Origin of the sequence: Pseudomonas sp. R4-35-07, from assembly GCF_003852235.1 — a bacterium.
Taxonomy (GTDB): domain Bacteria; phylum Pseudomonadota; class Gammaproteobacteria; order Pseudomonadales; family Pseudomonadaceae; genus Aquipseudomonas.
The window spans coordinates 178,220-194,036 of the sequence record NZ_CP027732.1; the positions used below are offsets into that span (position 1 = coordinate 178,220).

At 64.1% G+C, this 15,817-nt stretch carries 9 protein-coding genes; all 9 read left to right on the top strand.

The window, feature by feature from the left end:
• The first annotated feature begins 27 nt into the window (after positions 1 to 27).
• The 9 genes from C4J89_RS00750 to C4J89_RS00790 all read left to right on the top strand — a co-directional run bounded on the left by C4J89_RS00750 (position 28) and on the right by C4J89_RS00790 (position 15,761).
• The gene (locus tag C4J89_RS00750; protein ID WP_124413479.1) at positions 28 to 7,905 is read left to right on the top strand and encodes an Ig-like domain-containing protein; all 7,878 of its coding nucleotides are present in this window, start codon (positions 28 to 30) and stop codon (positions 7,903 to 7,905) included.
• Positions 7,906 to 7,946: 41 nt separating this feature from the next.
• On the top strand, positions 7,947 to 9,461 hold the full coding sequence (locus C4J89_RS00755) for a TolC family protein (RefSeq protein WP_124413480.1): 1,515 nt from the start codon (positions 7,947 to 7,949) through the stop codon (positions 9,459 to 9,461).
• A complete protein-coding gene (gene cysC / locus C4J89_RS00760) occupies positions 9,445 to 10,056 on the top strand; it encodes an adenylyl-sulfate kinase (protein ID WP_124413481.1) in 612 nt (203 codons plus the stop codon). Before C4J89_RS00755 ends, cysC begins: the two co-directional genes overlap by 17 nt.
• 9 nt (positions 10,057 to 10,065) lie before the next feature.
• Complete coding sequence (locus C4J89_RS00765; RefSeq protein WP_124360704.1) at positions 10,066 to 10,323, top strand: DUF2789 domain-containing protein; 258 nt, start codon at positions 10,066 to 10,068, stop codon at positions 10,321 to 10,323.
• A 420-nt stretch (positions 10,324 to 10,743) separates the two neighbouring features.
• Positions 10,744 to 11,154 (top strand): MarR family winged helix-turn-helix transcriptional regulator, encoded by a 411-nt coding sequence (locus C4J89_RS00770; RefSeq protein WP_124360705.1) that lies wholly within the window; start codon positions 10,744 to 10,746, stop codon positions 11,152 to 11,154.
• Positions 11,151 to 13,229 (top strand): FUSC family protein, encoded by a 2,079-nt coding sequence (locus C4J89_RS00775; RefSeq protein ID WP_124413482.1) that lies wholly within the window; start codon positions 11,151 to 11,153, stop codon positions 13,227 to 13,229. Before C4J89_RS00770 ends, C4J89_RS00775 begins: the two co-directional genes overlap by 4 nt.
• Complete coding sequence (locus tag C4J89_RS00780) at positions 13,226 to 13,435, top strand: DUF1656 domain-containing protein (RefSeq protein ID WP_003187469.1); 210 nt, start codon at positions 13,226 to 13,228, stop codon at positions 13,433 to 13,435. The genes C4J89_RS00775 and C4J89_RS00780 overlap by 4 nt, the downstream gene beginning before the upstream one ends.
• Positions 13,432 to 14,322 carry an HlyD family secretion protein gene (locus C4J89_RS00785; protein WP_124360707.1) on the top strand — a complete coding sequence of 297 codons (891 nt, stop codon included), beginning with the start codon at positions 13,432 to 13,434 and terminating at the stop codon, positions 14,320 to 14,322. Before C4J89_RS00780 ends, C4J89_RS00785 begins: the two co-directional genes overlap by 4 nt.
• A complete protein-coding gene (locus C4J89_RS00790; RefSeq protein ID WP_124413483.1) occupies positions 14,319 to 15,761 on the top strand; it encodes an efflux transporter outer membrane subunit in 1,443 nt (480 codons plus the stop codon). The genes C4J89_RS00785 and C4J89_RS00790 overlap by 4 nt, the downstream gene beginning before the upstream one ends.
• Positions 15,762 to 15,817 lie beyond the last annotated feature (56 nt).

Consider the following 15,817-nt stretch of genomic DNA (forward strand, 5'->3'; position numbering starts at 1 on the left):
AAGAACGTTTGACGCCGGGTGAGCAGCATGTGGTGGAGCAATCGCAAGTCGCGGGAAACCGAAGCAGTACGGGCACGGGTCTCGCCGATGATCATGCACCTGGAGCCGCGCATGCTGTTCGACGGCGCAGTCGCCGCCACCGTGGCTGAAGCGGCGCAACCCGACAGCCATCCCACCGCTGACGCCGCCAAGCCGCCGACGGCTGACCACCCGAGCGTGAGCAAAGACACCCACGGCCAGGCCGACGCGCCAGCCGTTTCCCCCGTAGCCGTGCCCGGTCAAACCGTGGTGTTCGTGGATGCCCGGGTCAAGGACTCCGCCAGCTTGTTGCAAGGCGTGGCCCCGGGCGCCCAGGTCATCCAGCTGGATGCGAGCAAGGACGGCCTGCAGCAGATTGCCGACTACCTCGACACTCACCAGGGCGTCAGCTCGGTGCAGATCATTGCCCACGGCAACGCGGGCGATCTGTGGCTCGGTACTACCTACCTGTCGGCCGACAATGTCGCGGCCCGCAGCGCGGTGCTGGGGCAAATCGGCAAGGACATGAACGTTGGCGGCGACATTCTGATTTACGGTTGCTACACCGCCGAGGGCGAACGCGGCCTGAATTTTGTCGATTCCCTGGCGCAGTTGACCGGCCGCGACGTGGCGGCGTCGATCAACCGCACGGGCGTGGGCGGCGACTGGGACCTGGAGATCGCCACCGGCTCCATCGAAAGCGCCAACGTGCTGTCGACCAAAACCATGAGCGATTACCAGTGGGGCCTGGCGACCTGGACCGCTACCAACAACCTCAACACTGGGGTCGGTTCGCTGCGCGCGGCCATCGCCTCGGCGCAGAACGGCGATATCGTCACGTTCAATGCCGGCCTCTCCGGCTCGACCGTGGCGCTCACCTCCGAGTTGCTGATCAATAAAAACATCACCGTCGATGGTGACCTGGACAACAACGGCACCGCAGATATCACCCTCGATGGCCAGTACCGGTCGCGCGTCGTGGAAATCGCGTCCGGCAGCACGGTAACCCTCGATGGCCTGGTCATCACCAAAGGGCTGGTGGCGGGCAACGGCGGCAACGGCGGCGCGGCAGCGGCGGGCGCGATGGGCGGCGGGATTTTCAACGCTGGCACCCTTACGCTCAACAACGTGACGGTCACCGCCAACGCCGCGTCCGGTGGCGGTGGCGGCGGTGGCGTGACGCCTGCCTATTCCGGCGGCGGTGGTGGCGGCGGCGGGGGTATCGGTGGGGGAAGCGGCGGCCATGGCGGTTCGACCGGCCCAGGCAACCTCACGTATGCAGGGGGCGCCGGCAGCGCCGGCGCTGGCGGCTACGGGGGTGGCTACTCAGTCAACGACATGGGCGGACGCGGCGGCACCAGCACTGGCGGCCTGGGTGGCAATGGCGCGTCCGGCTACAGCCACGGCGGTGACGGCGGATCGGCGACCAACGGCACGCTTTCGATTGGCGGTGGCGGTGGCGGCTCCGGCTGGGACAAGGTCGGCGGCGTCGGCGGCAATGCGTCGGGTGGTATCTACAACGCTTCAAGCGGCACCCTGAAAGTGATCGGTGCTTCGGTGATCAGCAACAACATCGCGGCCGGCGGCGGCGGTGGGGGCGGCGGCAGCGGCGGCAAGATCTTCGACGGCGGCGCCGGTGGTCGCGGTGTGGGAGCCATCTGGAACAACGGCGGGACCGTGTTGATCACCGCCGCCAACTTTGCCGCGCTGAGCGGTAACGCCGCGGCCAGCGGGGTAGGCGGCCCCACTAGCGGGGGCACCGCGGGTACCACGCCGAGCGCGCAGCCCTCGATTTACAGCAGTGGCGGCGTCCTCAATACCGCCTACGTCGAGCCCCCGACCGCCACCATCGTGCTGGCTGATAGCGCCCTGAAAATCGGCGATACCTCACTGGTAACCATCACCTTCAGCCGGGCCGTGAGCGGTTTCACCAATGCCGACCTGGCCATCGCCAATGGCACGTTGACAGCCGTTTCCAGCGCCGACGGCGGCATTACCTGGACGGCGACGTTTACGCCCACCAATGCCATCTCGGACACCACCAACGTTATCTCCCTGGACAACACCGGCGTGGCGGCCATCTCCGACGGCGCAGTCGGCGTCGGCACCACCAATTCCGCCAACTACGTGGTCGACACGCTTCGCCCGACGGCCACGATCGCTATCACCGACACGGCACTCAAAGCCGGTGAAACCACGGCAGTGACCTTTACGTTCAGTGAAGCCGTAAGCGGTTTCACCAACGCTGACCTGACCATCGCCAACGGTACGCTGAGCGCGGTGAGCAGCAGCGACGGCGGTATCACCTGGACGGCGACCTTTACCCCGACCACTGCTATCACCGACGCCACCAACCTGATCACCCTGGACAACACCGGCATTGCCGACCAGGCCGGCAACGCCGGCAGCGGCACCACCGATTCGGCCAACTACGCCATTGATACGGCTCGGCCGACCGCGACCATCGTGGTCGCCGACAATAGCCTGAGCATCGGTGAAACCTCGCTGGTGACCATCACCTTCAGTGAGGCCGTGAGCGGTTTCACCAACGCGGACCTGACCCTCGCCAACGGGACGCTGTCGGCCGTCACCAGCGGCGACGGCGGCATCACCTGGACGGCCACGTTCACGCCCACCAACAGCGTCACTGACACCACCAACGTGATTACCCTGAATAACACCGGGGTAGCAGACGCAGCCGGAAACACCGGGCAGGGCACCACCGATTCGAACAACTTCGTGGTCGACACCACGCGTCCGACCGCCACCCTCGTCGTGGCCGACACCGCGCTGGCCATCGGTGAAACCTCAACGGTCACCATCACGTTCAACAAGGCCGTCAGCGGCTTTACCAACGCGGACCTGGCTGTCGCCAACGGTACGTTGTCGGCCGTCAGCAGCAGCGACGGCGGCATCACCTGGACCGCGACGCTCACCCCGACGGCCAGCATCACCGACACCACCAACCTCATCACCCTCGATAACACCGGGGTCAGTGATGTGAATGGCAACCAGGGCCTCGGCACCACCAGCTCCAACAACTACACCATCGACACCCAGCGCCCGGCTGCGTCCATCGTGATGGCCGACACGGCCCTGAAAATCGGCGACACCTCGCTGGTGACCATCACCTTCAGTGAAGCCGTGTCGGGTTTCACCAATGCCGACCTGACGATTGCCAACGGCACATTGACGGCCGTCAGCAGCAGCGACGGGGGGATTACCTGGACAGCGACGTTTACCCCTGCCGCCAGCACCAGCGACACCACCAACCTGATCACCCTGAACAACACCGGCATCGCCGACCAGGCCGGCAACGCCGGCAGCGGCACCACCGATTCGGCCAATTACGCCGTCGATACCGTCCGGCCAACCGCGACCATCGTGGTCGCCGACCCGGTGTTGAGCGCCGGTGAGACCTCGCTGGTCACCGTCACCTTCAGTGAGGCCGTCAGCGGTTTCACCAATGCCGACCTGGCGATTGCCAACGGTACGTTGACGGCCGTCAGCAGCAGCGATGGCGGTATCACCTGGACCGCCACCTTCACGCCGACGCTTGGCGTCAATGACGCCACCAACCTGATTACCCTGGCCAATACCGGCGTCGCCGACCTCGCCGGCAACGCCGGGTCCGGCACCACCAACTCGGCCAACTACACGATCGACACCGTACAGCCGACAGCGACCATCGTGGTCGCGGACACCTCGTTGAGCATCGGCGAAACCTCACTGGTCACCATCACTTTCAGCGAAGCGGTCAGCGGTTTCAGCAACGCCGACCTGGCCATCGCCAACGGTACGCTGAGCGCGGTGAGCAGCAGCGACGGCGGTATCACCTGGACGGCGACGTTCACGCCCACCAGCGCCATTACCGACGCCAGCAACCTGATCACCCTGGATAACAGCGGTGTACAGAACGGCTCGGGCAACGTCGGCAGTGGCACCACCAGCTCCAACAACTACGCCATCGACACACAGGCCCCGACCGCCAGCATTGTGCTTGCCAATACCACCCTCGGCGTCGGCCAGACTTCGCTGGTAACGGTCACCTTTTCCGAGGCGGTCACAGGCTTTACCAACGCCGACCTCGCGATTGCCAACGGTACCCTGAGCGCCTTGAGCAGTAACGATGGCGGCATTACCTGGACCGCAACCTTCACGCCGACGGCCGGAATCACCGACACCAGCAACCTGATCACGCTGAGCAACACCGGCATCGCCGACCAGGCCGGCAACGCAGGCAGCGGCACCACCGATTCGAACAACTACACCATCGACAGCCAGCGCCCAACGGCCACGATCGTGGTCGCCGACCCAGTGTTGAGCGCCGGTGAGACCTCGCTGGTGACCATCACCTTCAACGAGGCGGTTTCAGGTTTCGACAACAGCGACCTGAGCGTGCCCAACGGCACGCTCTCGGCGGTGAGCAGCGCCGACGGTGGCATCACTTGGACGGCAACCTTCACCCCGAACGCCAGCGTGCGCGACACCACCAATCTGGTCATCCTGAACAACGCAGGGGTCGCCGACCTGGCCGGTAATGCGGGCACCGGCATCACCAACTCGGGCAACTTCACCATCGATACGGTGCAACCGACGGCAACCATCGTGGTCGCGGATACCGCGTTAAGCGTCGGCGAAACCTCACTGGTCACCATCACTTTCAGCGAAGCGGTCAGCGGTTTCAGCAACGCCGACCTGGCCATCGCCAACGGTACGCTGAGCGCGGTGAGCAGCAGCGACGGCGGTATCACCTGGACGGCGACGTTCACGCCGATCAGCAATGTCACCGACACCAGCAACCTGATCACCCTGGACAACAGTGGCGTGCAAAATGGTGCGGGCAACGTCGGCAGCGGTACCACTGACTCCAATAACTATGCCATCGACACACAGGCCCCGACCGCCAGCATTGTGCTTGCCAATACCACCCTCGGCGTCGGCCAGACTTCGCTGGTAACGGTCACCTTCTCCGAGGCGGTCACCGGCTTTACCAACGCCGACCTCGCGGTTGCCAACGGTACCTTGAGCGCCTTGAGCAGCAGCGATGGCGGTATTACCTGGACCGCAACCTTCACGCCGACGGCCGGAATCACCGACACCAGCAACCTGATCACGCTGAACAATACCGGCATCGCTGACCAGGCCGGCAACGCAGGCAGCGGCACCACCGACTCGAACAACTACACCATCGACAGCCAGCGCCCAACGGCCACGATCGTGGTCGCCGACCCAGTGTTGAGCGCCGGTGAAACCTCGCTGGTGACCATCACCTTCAGCGAGGCGGTATCAGGTTTCGACAACAGCGACCTTAGCGTGCCCAACGGCGCGCTCTCGGCGGTGAGCAGCGCCGACGGTGGCATCACCTGGACGGCAACCTTCACCCCGAACGCCAGCGTGCGCGACACCACCAATCTGGTCACCCTGAACAACGCAGGGGTCGCCGACCTGGCCGGTAATGCCGGTACCGGCATCACCAACTCGGGCAACTTCACCATTGATACGGTGCAACCGACGGCAACCATCGTGGTCGCGGATACCGCGTTAAGCGTCGGCGAAACCTCACTGGTCACCATCACTTTCAGCGAAGCGGTCAGCGGTTTCAGCAACGCCGACCTGGCCATCGCCAACGGTACGCTGAGCGCGGTGAGCAGCAGCGACGGCGGTATCACCTGGACGGCGACGTTCACGCCGATCAGCAATGTCACCGACACCAGCAACCTGATCACCCTGGACAACAGTGGCGTGCAAAATGGTGCGGGCAACGTCGGCAGCGGTACCACTGACTCCAATAACTATGCCATCGACACACAGGCCCCGACCGCCAGTATTGTGCTTGCCAATACCACCCTCGGCGTCGGCCAGACTTCGCTGGTAACGGTCACCTTCTCCGAGGCGGTCACCGGCTTTACCAACGCCGACCTCGCGGTTGCCAACGGTACCTTGAGCGCCTTGAGCAGCAGCGATGGCGGCATTACCTGGACCGCGACTTTCACGCCGACGGCCGGAATCACCGACACCAGCAACCTGATCACGCTGAGCAACACCGGCATCGCCGACCAGGCCGGCAACGCTGGCAGCGGCACCACCGATTCGAACAACTACACCATCGACAGCCAGCGCCCAACGGCCACGATCGTGGTCGCCGACCCGACCCTGGCCGCCGGGGAAACTTCGCTGGTGACCATCACCTTCAGCGAGGCGGTATCAGGTTTCGACAACAGCGACCTGAGCGTGCCCAACGGCACGCTCTCGGCGGTGAGCAGCACGGACGGCGGCATCACCTGGACGGCGACGTTTACGCCGACCAGCGACATTCACGACACCACCAACCTGATCACGCTGGATAACGCCGGTGTCAGCGACCTGGCAGGCAATGTCGGCAGTGGCGTGACGGGCTCCGATAACTTCAGCATCGACACGCTGCGGCCGACCGCGACGGTTGTGGTCGACCACGGCGCATTGAAGGTGGGTGAGACTGCCCAAGTCACCATTACCTTCTCCGAGGCAGTCAGTGGCTTGAGCACCGGCGACCTGAGCGTGACCAATGGCACTCTGGGCAACCTGGCCTCCAGCGATGGCGGCGTGACCTGGACCGCGACCCTGACGCCGACAGCCAACATCACCGACACCAGCAACCTGGTCACGCTGAACAACAGCGGCGTGCAGGACGCGGCCGGCAACGCAGGCAGCGGCACCACCGATTCCAACAACTATGCCGTCGACACCCAATGCCCCACCGCGAGTATTTCCGTGGCCAACGGCACCTTGGGCATCGGGCAGACCACCACCGTTACCATCGCTTTCAGCGAAGCAGTGAGCGGCTTTGACCTGTCGGACCTGAGTGTGGCCAATGGGGTGCTGTCCAACCTGGCAAGCCAGGATGGCGGTAAAACCTGGACCGCCCTCCTGACCCCAACCGCGGTGATCAGCGATGCGACCAACCTGATCGTGCTGGATGCGGGTCAAGTCAATGACGCGGCGGGTAATGCCGGCAACGGCATTGCGATCTCCAACAATTATGCGATCGATGGCGAACGCCCCACCGCGACGATCAGCATCGCCAACCCGAACCTGACGGTGGGCCAGACCACCACCGTGACCTTCACCTTCAGCGAGAAAGTCAGTGGCTTCGACCTTGATGACCTGAGCGTGGCCAACGGCAGCTTGTCCAACCTGGCAACCAGCGATGGCGGCCAGACCTGGACGGCCACTTTGACCCCGGCAGCCAACCTCAACGACCCGAGCAACTTCATCACCCTCGATACCGGGCTGGTGAATGACCTGTCGGGCAATACGGGCAGCGGTTTTGCCAACTCCAACAACTTCTCGATCAATACCGTTACGTTGACTGGCGACCCGCTGTTTCGCGTCACCGAACCGGCACCGTCGCAGGTTGCGACGAACGTGCCATTGCAGCCCGTTATCTTCGGCCAGCCGACCGGCAATCTCGGCTCACTCATCGGCTTCTCGCCGTTGTTTGCACCGCGCGAAATAGGCGCGGGCTTGCCGCCCCTGGGCAGTATCTTCATTCAGAACGGTGCGTCGGCGCCGAGCTTTATCGCCCAGGTGTTCAGCAACAACGACGCCGGTGATGGCAGCGGCAAGGGCTTTCTCGGCTTTGGCGGCGGCGATGGCGGAGTGTTTGGTTCAAGCTCCTTGTCGAGCCTGTTCAACCGTGACAGCGGCGGCGACGACAGCGGCCTCAAGGCGTTCGACAGCAAGTCGATCAAGGGCCAGTCCGACCCGGCCCACGGGTTGCGTGGCGTATTTGGCGCGCCAACCCTCGGCCAGCAATTGCAGCAACTCAAGGACACCGAACAACGCCAGGTGATTGACCTGGCGCGTGCACTGCAACAGGTCGGCATCAGCGAAATGCAGGCTTGAACATACTTAACTCAAGACGCAGGAACAGGGGCGCTCCAAGGATGAAAACAGGTCATAAGTTGTTCGGCGCCAGCTTGCTGGCGCTGGCGATCGGCGGTTGTGCGGTCACCAGCGAGCCGATTGAACGCAGTGTCAGTGAGCAGCGAGCCCGCAGCGATCTGCAAGGCATGTACAAGGACCAGGAGCCGCTGAGCGGCCCGCTCACGCTGCACCAGGCCATGGCCCGTGCGGTGAAGTACAACCTCGAAGGCCGCTTGAAGATCATGGAAGAAGCCCTGGCCATGCGTCAGTCCGACCTTTCCAGCTTCGACATGCTGCCGCGCATGGCCCTGTCTGCGGGCTACGCCGGGCGCAATAACACCAACGCCTCCAGCAGCCAGAGCGTGCTCAGTGGCAACCAGTCGCTGGAACCGTCCACCTCCCAGGACCGCGACCGCCGCGTGGCGGACCTGACCATGGTGTGGAACGTTCTCGACTTTGGTGTGAGCTACATCAGCGCCAAGCAGCAGGGCGACCAGCGTCTGATCATCCAGGAACGTCGGCGCAAGGTGATCAACACCATCGTGCAGGACGTACGCTCGGCCTATTGGCGCGCCGTGGCGGCTGAACGCTTGCTGACCCAGATCGACAGCCTGATGGCGCGGGTCAACCAGGCCCAGACCAACAGCCAGAGCATGAGCGAGCAGCGCATCGGCGACCCGGTGCAGGCCCTCGGTTACCAGCGCTCGCTGATCGAAGCCACGCGCCAGTTGCAGGAACAGCGCCGCGCGCTGTCCCTGGCCAAGACCGAACTGGCTACCCTGATCAACCTGCCCATGGGCACCGACCTCAAGCTGGTAACGCCCGATGACTACAGCGTGCCGCAACTGAAGGTCAAGCTGGCCAGCCTGGAGCAGGAAGCCCTGGCCAACCGCCCTGAACTGCGCGAGCAGGACTACCAGACCCGCATCAGCGCCGCCGAAACCCGCAAAGCCATGCTGCGCCTGCTGCCGGGCCTGGAGTTTTCGGCCGGAGGCCATTACGACAGCAACTCGTTTTTGGTCGACAACCGTTGGGCCGACTACGGCGCCAAGATCACCTGGAACCTGTTCAACGTGATCTCCGCGCCGGCCGCCATCGACGTCGCCAAGGCCGGTGAAAACGTCGCGACAGCCCGACGCCAGGCGATGTCCATCGCGGTGCTGGCCCAAGTCTACGTGGCCAACGCCAATTACCAGGAAGCCGTGCGCCAGTTCAAGACCAGCGAACAACTGGCCAGCATCGACGGGCAAATCCTCACTCAGTTGCGCAACCGCCATGAGGCCGCCGGGTTAGGCGAGCTCGACTTGATCCAGGGCGAACTCAACACCCTGCAAGCCGACCTGCGCCGCGACCTGGCCTACGCCGACCTGCGCAACGCCTATGGCCAGATCTTCGCCAGCGCCGGGCTCGACCCGTTGCCCGAAGAGCTGGACTCGGACCGCGTACAGTCCATCGCCACGGCGTTGGCTGGCCGCGAATCAGCGTGGGCTGCCGGCAATATCGCCACGCCGGTGCCACGTGCCGTCGCCAAATAACCTGGTGGCGCCGACGGCGAGCGTCACTCGCCGTCAACGCGAAGCGCGCAATGGGCATCGCGGCGTGGCGATCCTGCTCACCGGTTTGCCTGCCTCGGGCAAATCCACCCTGGCCCAGGGGCTGCAAGCGGCGTTGTTCGAACAGGGCCGGCAGAGCCTGGTCCTCGACGGCGACGCCTTGCGCGGTGGCCTCAACAAAGACCTGGGGTTTGCCGACAGCGATCGCCTGGAGAACATCCGCCGCGCCAGCGAACTCTCGGCACTGCTGGTAGAAAACGGGCACATCGTGATCCTGGCGTTGATCGCGCCGCTGGTTGAGCTGCGCGCGGTGTTTGCCGAGCGCCTGGGCGCCGATTATCGCGAAGTGTGGTGCAGCGCCTCACTCGTGGTGTGCGAAGGCCGCGACCCCAAGGGGCACTATGCCCGGGCGCGAAGGGGAGAACTGCCGGGGTTCACCGGCATCGGCTCGCCTTACGAGCCACCGCCCCATGCGTCGCTGGTGTTGGATACCGGCGTGCTGCCGGCACAGCAGTGCGTCGAGCGGTTGCTGGCGTGGCTGGCGCCTGGGCTAGACTCTGGGAAATCGTCTTCTTAGGAGCCCGCCATGGAATCGCCTGTGCATAGCTTGTCGTCACTGTTCAAACAGCTTGGATTAGCGGATGACCCGGTGAGCATTGAGCAATTTGTGGCGGTTCATTCACCGCTCAAGCCGGAGCTGAAACTGGCGGATGCGTTTTTCTGGACCGATAGCCAAAGAGCGTTTTTGCGTGAGGAGATTCTGGAAGATGCGGATTGGGCGGTGGTGGTGGATGAGTTGAATGTGATGTTGCGGGGCGGGCGAGATGTGCAAAAAAATGTGTGAAAAGGCCAAAACTTGAAAAAAAATGGTGAGGGTTGAAAAAAACCGAGCTTTAGTCGGCTAGGTGAATTTTTTTTGAGAATGTGGGAGGGGGCTTGCCCTAATGTCAGTCAGTTAAGGCTTTTTGTAGGAGCGAGCTTGCTCGCGAAGAACTCAAGGCCCCCTCGTTCATCCAGAATGAATGCGTTGTCTGGGCGTTTTTCGCGAGCAAGCTCGCTCCTACAGTGAAGCCCTTTCGCTTAACTGACGGCATTAGGGCTTGCCCCCTCCCACATTTGCCCTGCGGTGTTGCCGCCAAGTCGCTCCACTCATCCGCGAAATTGTTTCCAAACTTGACGGGCGCGCATCGATCCACCATATTGATAGTTAGCAAACTAACTGTATGCGAACTATCCAGTGCCTCAATCTCTCGAACAACTCCAGATGAACCTCAGCAGCAGCATGGTGGTGGGCGCCCGTCACTGGCGCAAAATCTGCCAGACCACGCTGGTGAGCTATGGCATCTCTGAAGCCTGCGCCGTGCCGCTGTTGATGATCGGTCGCCTGGGGGACGGGGTGCATCAGGTCAAAGTGGCCCAGGCGTCGGGGATGGAAAGCCCGTCGCTGGTGCGCCTGCTCGACCGGCTGTGCCACGACGGCTATGTGTGCCGTACCGAAGACATCCACGACCGCCGCGCCAAGGCCCTGAGCCTGACCGCGCGTGGCCGCGAGTTGGTGCAGGCGGTCGAGGCGCAACTGGTGCGCCTGCGCCTCGAAGTGCTGGCGGACATTACGACCACCGATATGGAAGCCGCGCTGCGCGTACTGCGGGCCTTTGAGGCGGCGACGCCTTGAACGGATTCTTGACCGGCGTTCCGCCCGCTCGCGACTGGTTCTACGGGGTGCGTACGTTCGCCGCCTCGATGATCGCGCTGTACATCGCCATGCTCATGCAAATGCCGCGTCCCTATTGGGCGATGGCCACGGTGTATATCGTCTCCAGCCCCTTTGTCGGCCCCACCAGTTCCAAGGCGTTGTACCGCGCCATCGGCACCTTGATGGGCGCGGCGGCGGCGGTGTTTTTTGTGCCGATGTTCGTGCAGTCGCCCTACATCCTGGTGGTGGTGATCGCGTTGTGGACCGGGACCTTGCTGTTTCTCTCCCTGCACCTGCGCACCGCCAACAACTACGCACTGATGCTGGCCGGCTACACCTTGCCGCTGATTGCCCTGCCGGTGGTGGATAACCCGTTGGCGGTGTGGGACGTGGCTGAGGCGCGTACCGAGGAAATCTTCCTTGGCATCGCCGTGGCGGCGGTGGTGGGCGCAATGTTCTGGCCGCGTCGCCTGATGCCTGTGTTCGATGGCTCCGTGGCCAAGTGGTTTACCGACGCCCAGGTCTACAGCCAACGTTTTCTCACCCGCGATGTAGACACGGAAGCCGTCAGCAGCCTGCGCGGTGGCATGGTCGCGACCTTCAACACCCTCGAATTGATGATCGGCCAGTTGCCCCACGAAGGCGCACGGCCGCAGACGGTGCGCAACACCAAGGAACTGCGCGGGCGCATGATTCACCTGTTGCCGGTGATCGATGCCCTGGACGATGCGGTGTACGCCATCGAACATCGCGCCCCCGAGTTTCTCGCTCAGCTCACGCCGTTGCTCCAGGAGGCCGACGCCTGGCTGCAAAGCACCACCCAAACAGCCCCGCTTGAACGTTGGCGCGTGCTGCGCGACCAGATTGACGCCGCGCAACCCCAAGGCGAAGCGCTGGACGACCGCCACACGTTGCTGTTCTCCAACGCCCTGTACCGCCTCGGCGAATGGGTCGACCTGTGGCAAGACTGCCGCAGCCTGCAAGCCGCCATCCAGTGCGAAAGCCAGGACACTTGGCGCGCCGTGTACCGTCACTGGCGCCTGGGCCGGCTCACGCCGTTCCTTGACCGAGGCCTGATGTTCTACTCGGCGTTTTCCACCGTCAGCGCGATCGTCGTCGCCTCGGTGCTGTGGATTCTGCTGGGTTGGACCGACGGCGGCAGCGCAGTGATCCTGGCCGCCGTCGCCTGCAGCTTTTTCGCCTCGATGGACGACCCCGCACCGCAGATTTACCGGTTCTTTTTCTGGACCGCCATGTCGGTGCTGCTCGCCAGCCTGTACCTGTTCCTGGTGCTGCCCAACCTGCACGACTTCCCGATGCTGGTGCTGGCGTTCGCCGTGCCGTTCATTTGCATCGGCACCCTCACCGTGCAGCCGCGCTTTTACCTGGGAATGCTGCTGACGCTGGTCAACACTTCATCGTTCATCAGCATCCAGGGCGCCTATGACGCGGACTTTCTCAACTTCGCCAACGTCAACCTGGCCGGTCCCGTAGGCCTGCTGTTTGCCTTTATCTGGACCCTGATCGCGCGGCCCTTCGGCGCGGAACTGGCGGCCAAGCGCCTGACCCGTTTCAGCTGGCGCGACATCGTCAGCCTCACCGAACCTGCGAGCCTGGCCGAACACCGGCACATGGCCGCGCAAATGCTCGACCGCCTGATGCAGCACCTGCCGCGCCTGGGCCTCACCGGCCAGGACACCGGCACCGCGCTGCGCGACCTGCGCGTGGCGCTGAACCTGCTCGATCTGCTCGCCTACTCGCCGCGCATCCTCGGCGTGCCTCGCGTGCTGCTCAACCAGGTGGTGGAAGGCGTGGGCGGCTATTTCAAGGCGTGCCTCAAGGCCGGTGAACGCTTGCCCGCGCCCAGCGGTCTGCTGATGACCCTGGACCGCACACGCCGCGCCCTCAACGGCCAGGGCCTGCAAGACGACGGTGACACGCGCCTGCACCTGCTGCATGCCCTGGCCGGCCTGCGCCTGGCGCTGTTGCCTGGCGTGGAGTTCATTGGCGGCACGGAAATGGAAGCGCCGCTACCCGATGGAGCGCCTTTATGATCGGTGACCTGGATATCAGCGGCGTATTCCTGCCCACGCTGCTGGTGCTGATGGGCATTACCTATGTGTTGTTTCTGGTGGTGCACGGGCTGTTGACGCGCATGCACTTCTATCGCCTGGTCTGGCACCGGGCATTGTTCAATGTGGGGCTCTACGCGCTGTTGCTGGGCGCGGTGGACTCACTCAGTCGATATTTGATGACATGAAAAAACCTTTTTTGACCATCGGCCGTGTAGTCCTGACGCTGTTGATCGTGAGTTTCGCGGTTGTCGTCGTGTGGCGCATGGTCATGTACTACATGTTTGCGCCCTGGACCCGCGACGGGCACATCCGCGCCGACATCGTGCAGATCGCCCCGGACGTGTCCGGGCTGATCCAGCGGGTGGACGTGCGCGACAACCAACTGGTGACCAAGGGCCAGGTGCTGTTTGCCGTCGACCAGGACCGCTTCAAGCTGGCCCTGCGCCAGGCCCAGGCCGCCGTGGCTGATCGCCAGGAAACCCTGGCGCAGGCCCAGCGCGAGTACAAGCGTAACCGTGGCCTGGGCAACCTGGTGCCCAGCGAGCAACTGGAAGAAAGCCAGTCCCGCGTGGCCCGTGCCCAATCGGCGCTGGCCGAGGCGCAAGTGACGGTGGATTCCGCCCAGCTCAACCTCGACCGTTCGGTGATCCGCAGCCCCGTGGACGGCTATGTCAACGACCGCGCGCCGCGCACCCAGGAGTTCGTCACCGCCGGGCGGCCGGTGCTGTCGGTGGTGGACAGCAATTCCTTCCATATCGACGGCTACTTCGAAGAGACCAAGCTCGACGGCATCCACGTCGGCATGGGCGTGGATATCCGCGTGATCGGTGACAACGCCCGTCTGCATGGGCATGTGCAGAGCATCGTCGCCGGTATCGAAGACCGCGACCGCAGCAGCGGCTCCAACCTGCTGCCCAACGTCAACCCGGCGTTCAGCTGGGTGCGCCTGGCCCAGCGGATTCCCGTGCGCATTGCCTTCGATGACGTGCCGCCGGACTTTCGCATGATCGCCGGGCGTACGGCGACGGTGTCGATCATCGATGACAAGGCCAAAGCCGGAGACCAGCCATGAAGCAACTGCTGGCCACCGCTGCGCTGGGGGTGTTGCTGTCGGCCTGCCAGGCGGTAGGCCCGGACTACAAATTGCCGAACGCCGCTGCCGTCAACCGTGGCGACCTGCAAGGCGCTATCGCGGGGGAGGGCAATAACGTGGTGTCGGCGCCGGTGCCGACGGACTGGTGGAAACTCTACAAAGATCCGCGCCTGGATGAGCTGGTGCGCCAGGCCATGGCCTCCAACACCGACTTGCGCGTGGCGGCCGCCAATTTGCAACGCGCGCGCTATCAGACCCAGCAGGCCGAATCCGCAGGCGGCTGGAGCGCCGGTGCCAAGGCCGAAGCCCAGCGGTTGCAGGAGTCCGGCGAAGCCTTCTTGCTGGAAGACAAAGTCCCGGTGGGCAACATCGGCAGTGTCGGCATCACCACCTCGTATCAATTCGACCTGTTCGGCACCCTGCAGCGTGGCATCGAAAGCGCTCAGGCCAGCGCCGATGCGGCCCAGGCGGCCGCCGATATCGCGCGCATTACCCTGGTGGCCGATGTGGTGCGTTCCTACGCCCAGGTCTGCGCCGCCAACGAAGAGCTGGCGATTGCCAACGAATCCCTCGACCTGCAAGCGCAAAGCACCCAGCTCACTCAGCGCCTGCGCGACGCCGGGCGTGGCGATGAAACCCAGGTCACGCGCTCGCAAACCCAATACAAATCCCTGCGCGCCGATATGCCGCGCTACGAAGCCGCGCGCCAGGCGGGGCTGTTCCGGCTGTCGATGCTGCTGGCCAAACCCCTCGATCAACTGCCGGCCGGCACCGCCAATTGCGCCGAGCTGCCGCACATTGCGCAATTGTTGCCGGTGGGCGACGGCGCGGCCCTGCTCAAGCGCCGCCCGGATGTACGCCAGGCCGAACGTCAACTGGCCGCTGCCACCGCACGCATCGGCGTGGCCACCGGCGCCTTGTACCCCGACATCGCCATCGGCGCCACGGTGGGCACAGTGGGCCTGCTCGACAACCTCGGCCAGCCGGCGACCAATCGCTGGGGCTTTGGCCCGATGATCAGCTGGACAGTGCCGACCAACGGCGCCCGTGCCCGTATCCACGAAGCCGAAGCCGCGACCCAGGGCGCCCTGGCGCACTTCGACGGGGTAGTGCTTAACGCGATCCGCGAAACCCAGACCGGCCTGGCGCAGTACACCGCCATGTTGCAGCGCCGTGAGGCGCTGGCCGATGCCGAACGCTCGGCACGTGAAGCGGCAGACCAGACCCACCGGTTCTTCCAGGCCGGGCGCGAGTCGTTCCTCGCCGACCTGCAAGCGACCCGCACCTACACCACCATGCGCGCGCAATTGGCGGCGGCCAACACCCAGGTTGCGATGAGCCAGATCGACCTGTTCCTGGCCCTGGGCGGCGGCTGGGAAAGCGGACGAACGCAAGGGGTAAAACCCGGCAATCCGTGAGGTGATGGCTATGCTGTGTCTAAGGGGCGTAACGCCTCGCCTGACACTGCTCGCGT

Coding starts and splice junctions, on each gene's coding strand:
- C4J89_RS00780 (WP_003187469.1), top strand. CDS start 13,226: ATGATCGGTGACCTGGATATCAGCGGCGTATTCCTGCCCACGCTGCTG.
- C4J89_RS00750 (WP_124413479.1), top strand. CDS start 28: ATGTGGTGGAGCAATCGCAAGTCGCGGGAAACCGAAGCAGTACGGGCA.
- C4J89_RS00765 (WP_124360704.1), top strand. CDS start 10,066: ATGGAATCGCCTGTGCATAGCTTGTCGTCACTGTTCAAACAGCTTGGA.
- C4J89_RS00785 (WP_124360707.1), top strand. CDS start 13,432: ATGAAAAAACCTTTTTTGACCATCGGCCGTGTAGTCCTGACGCTGTTG.
- C4J89_RS00755 (WP_124413480.1), top strand. CDS start 7,947: ATGAAAACAGGTCATAAGTTGTTCGGCGCCAGCTTGCTGGCGCTGGCG.
- C4J89_RS00790 (WP_124413483.1), top strand. CDS start 14,319: ATGAAGCAACTGCTGGCCACCGCTGCGCTGGGGGTGTTGCTGTCGGCC.
- C4J89_RS00770 (WP_124360705.1), top strand. CDS start 10,744: ATGAACCTCAGCAGCAGCATGGTGGTGGGCGCCCGTCACTGGCGCAAA.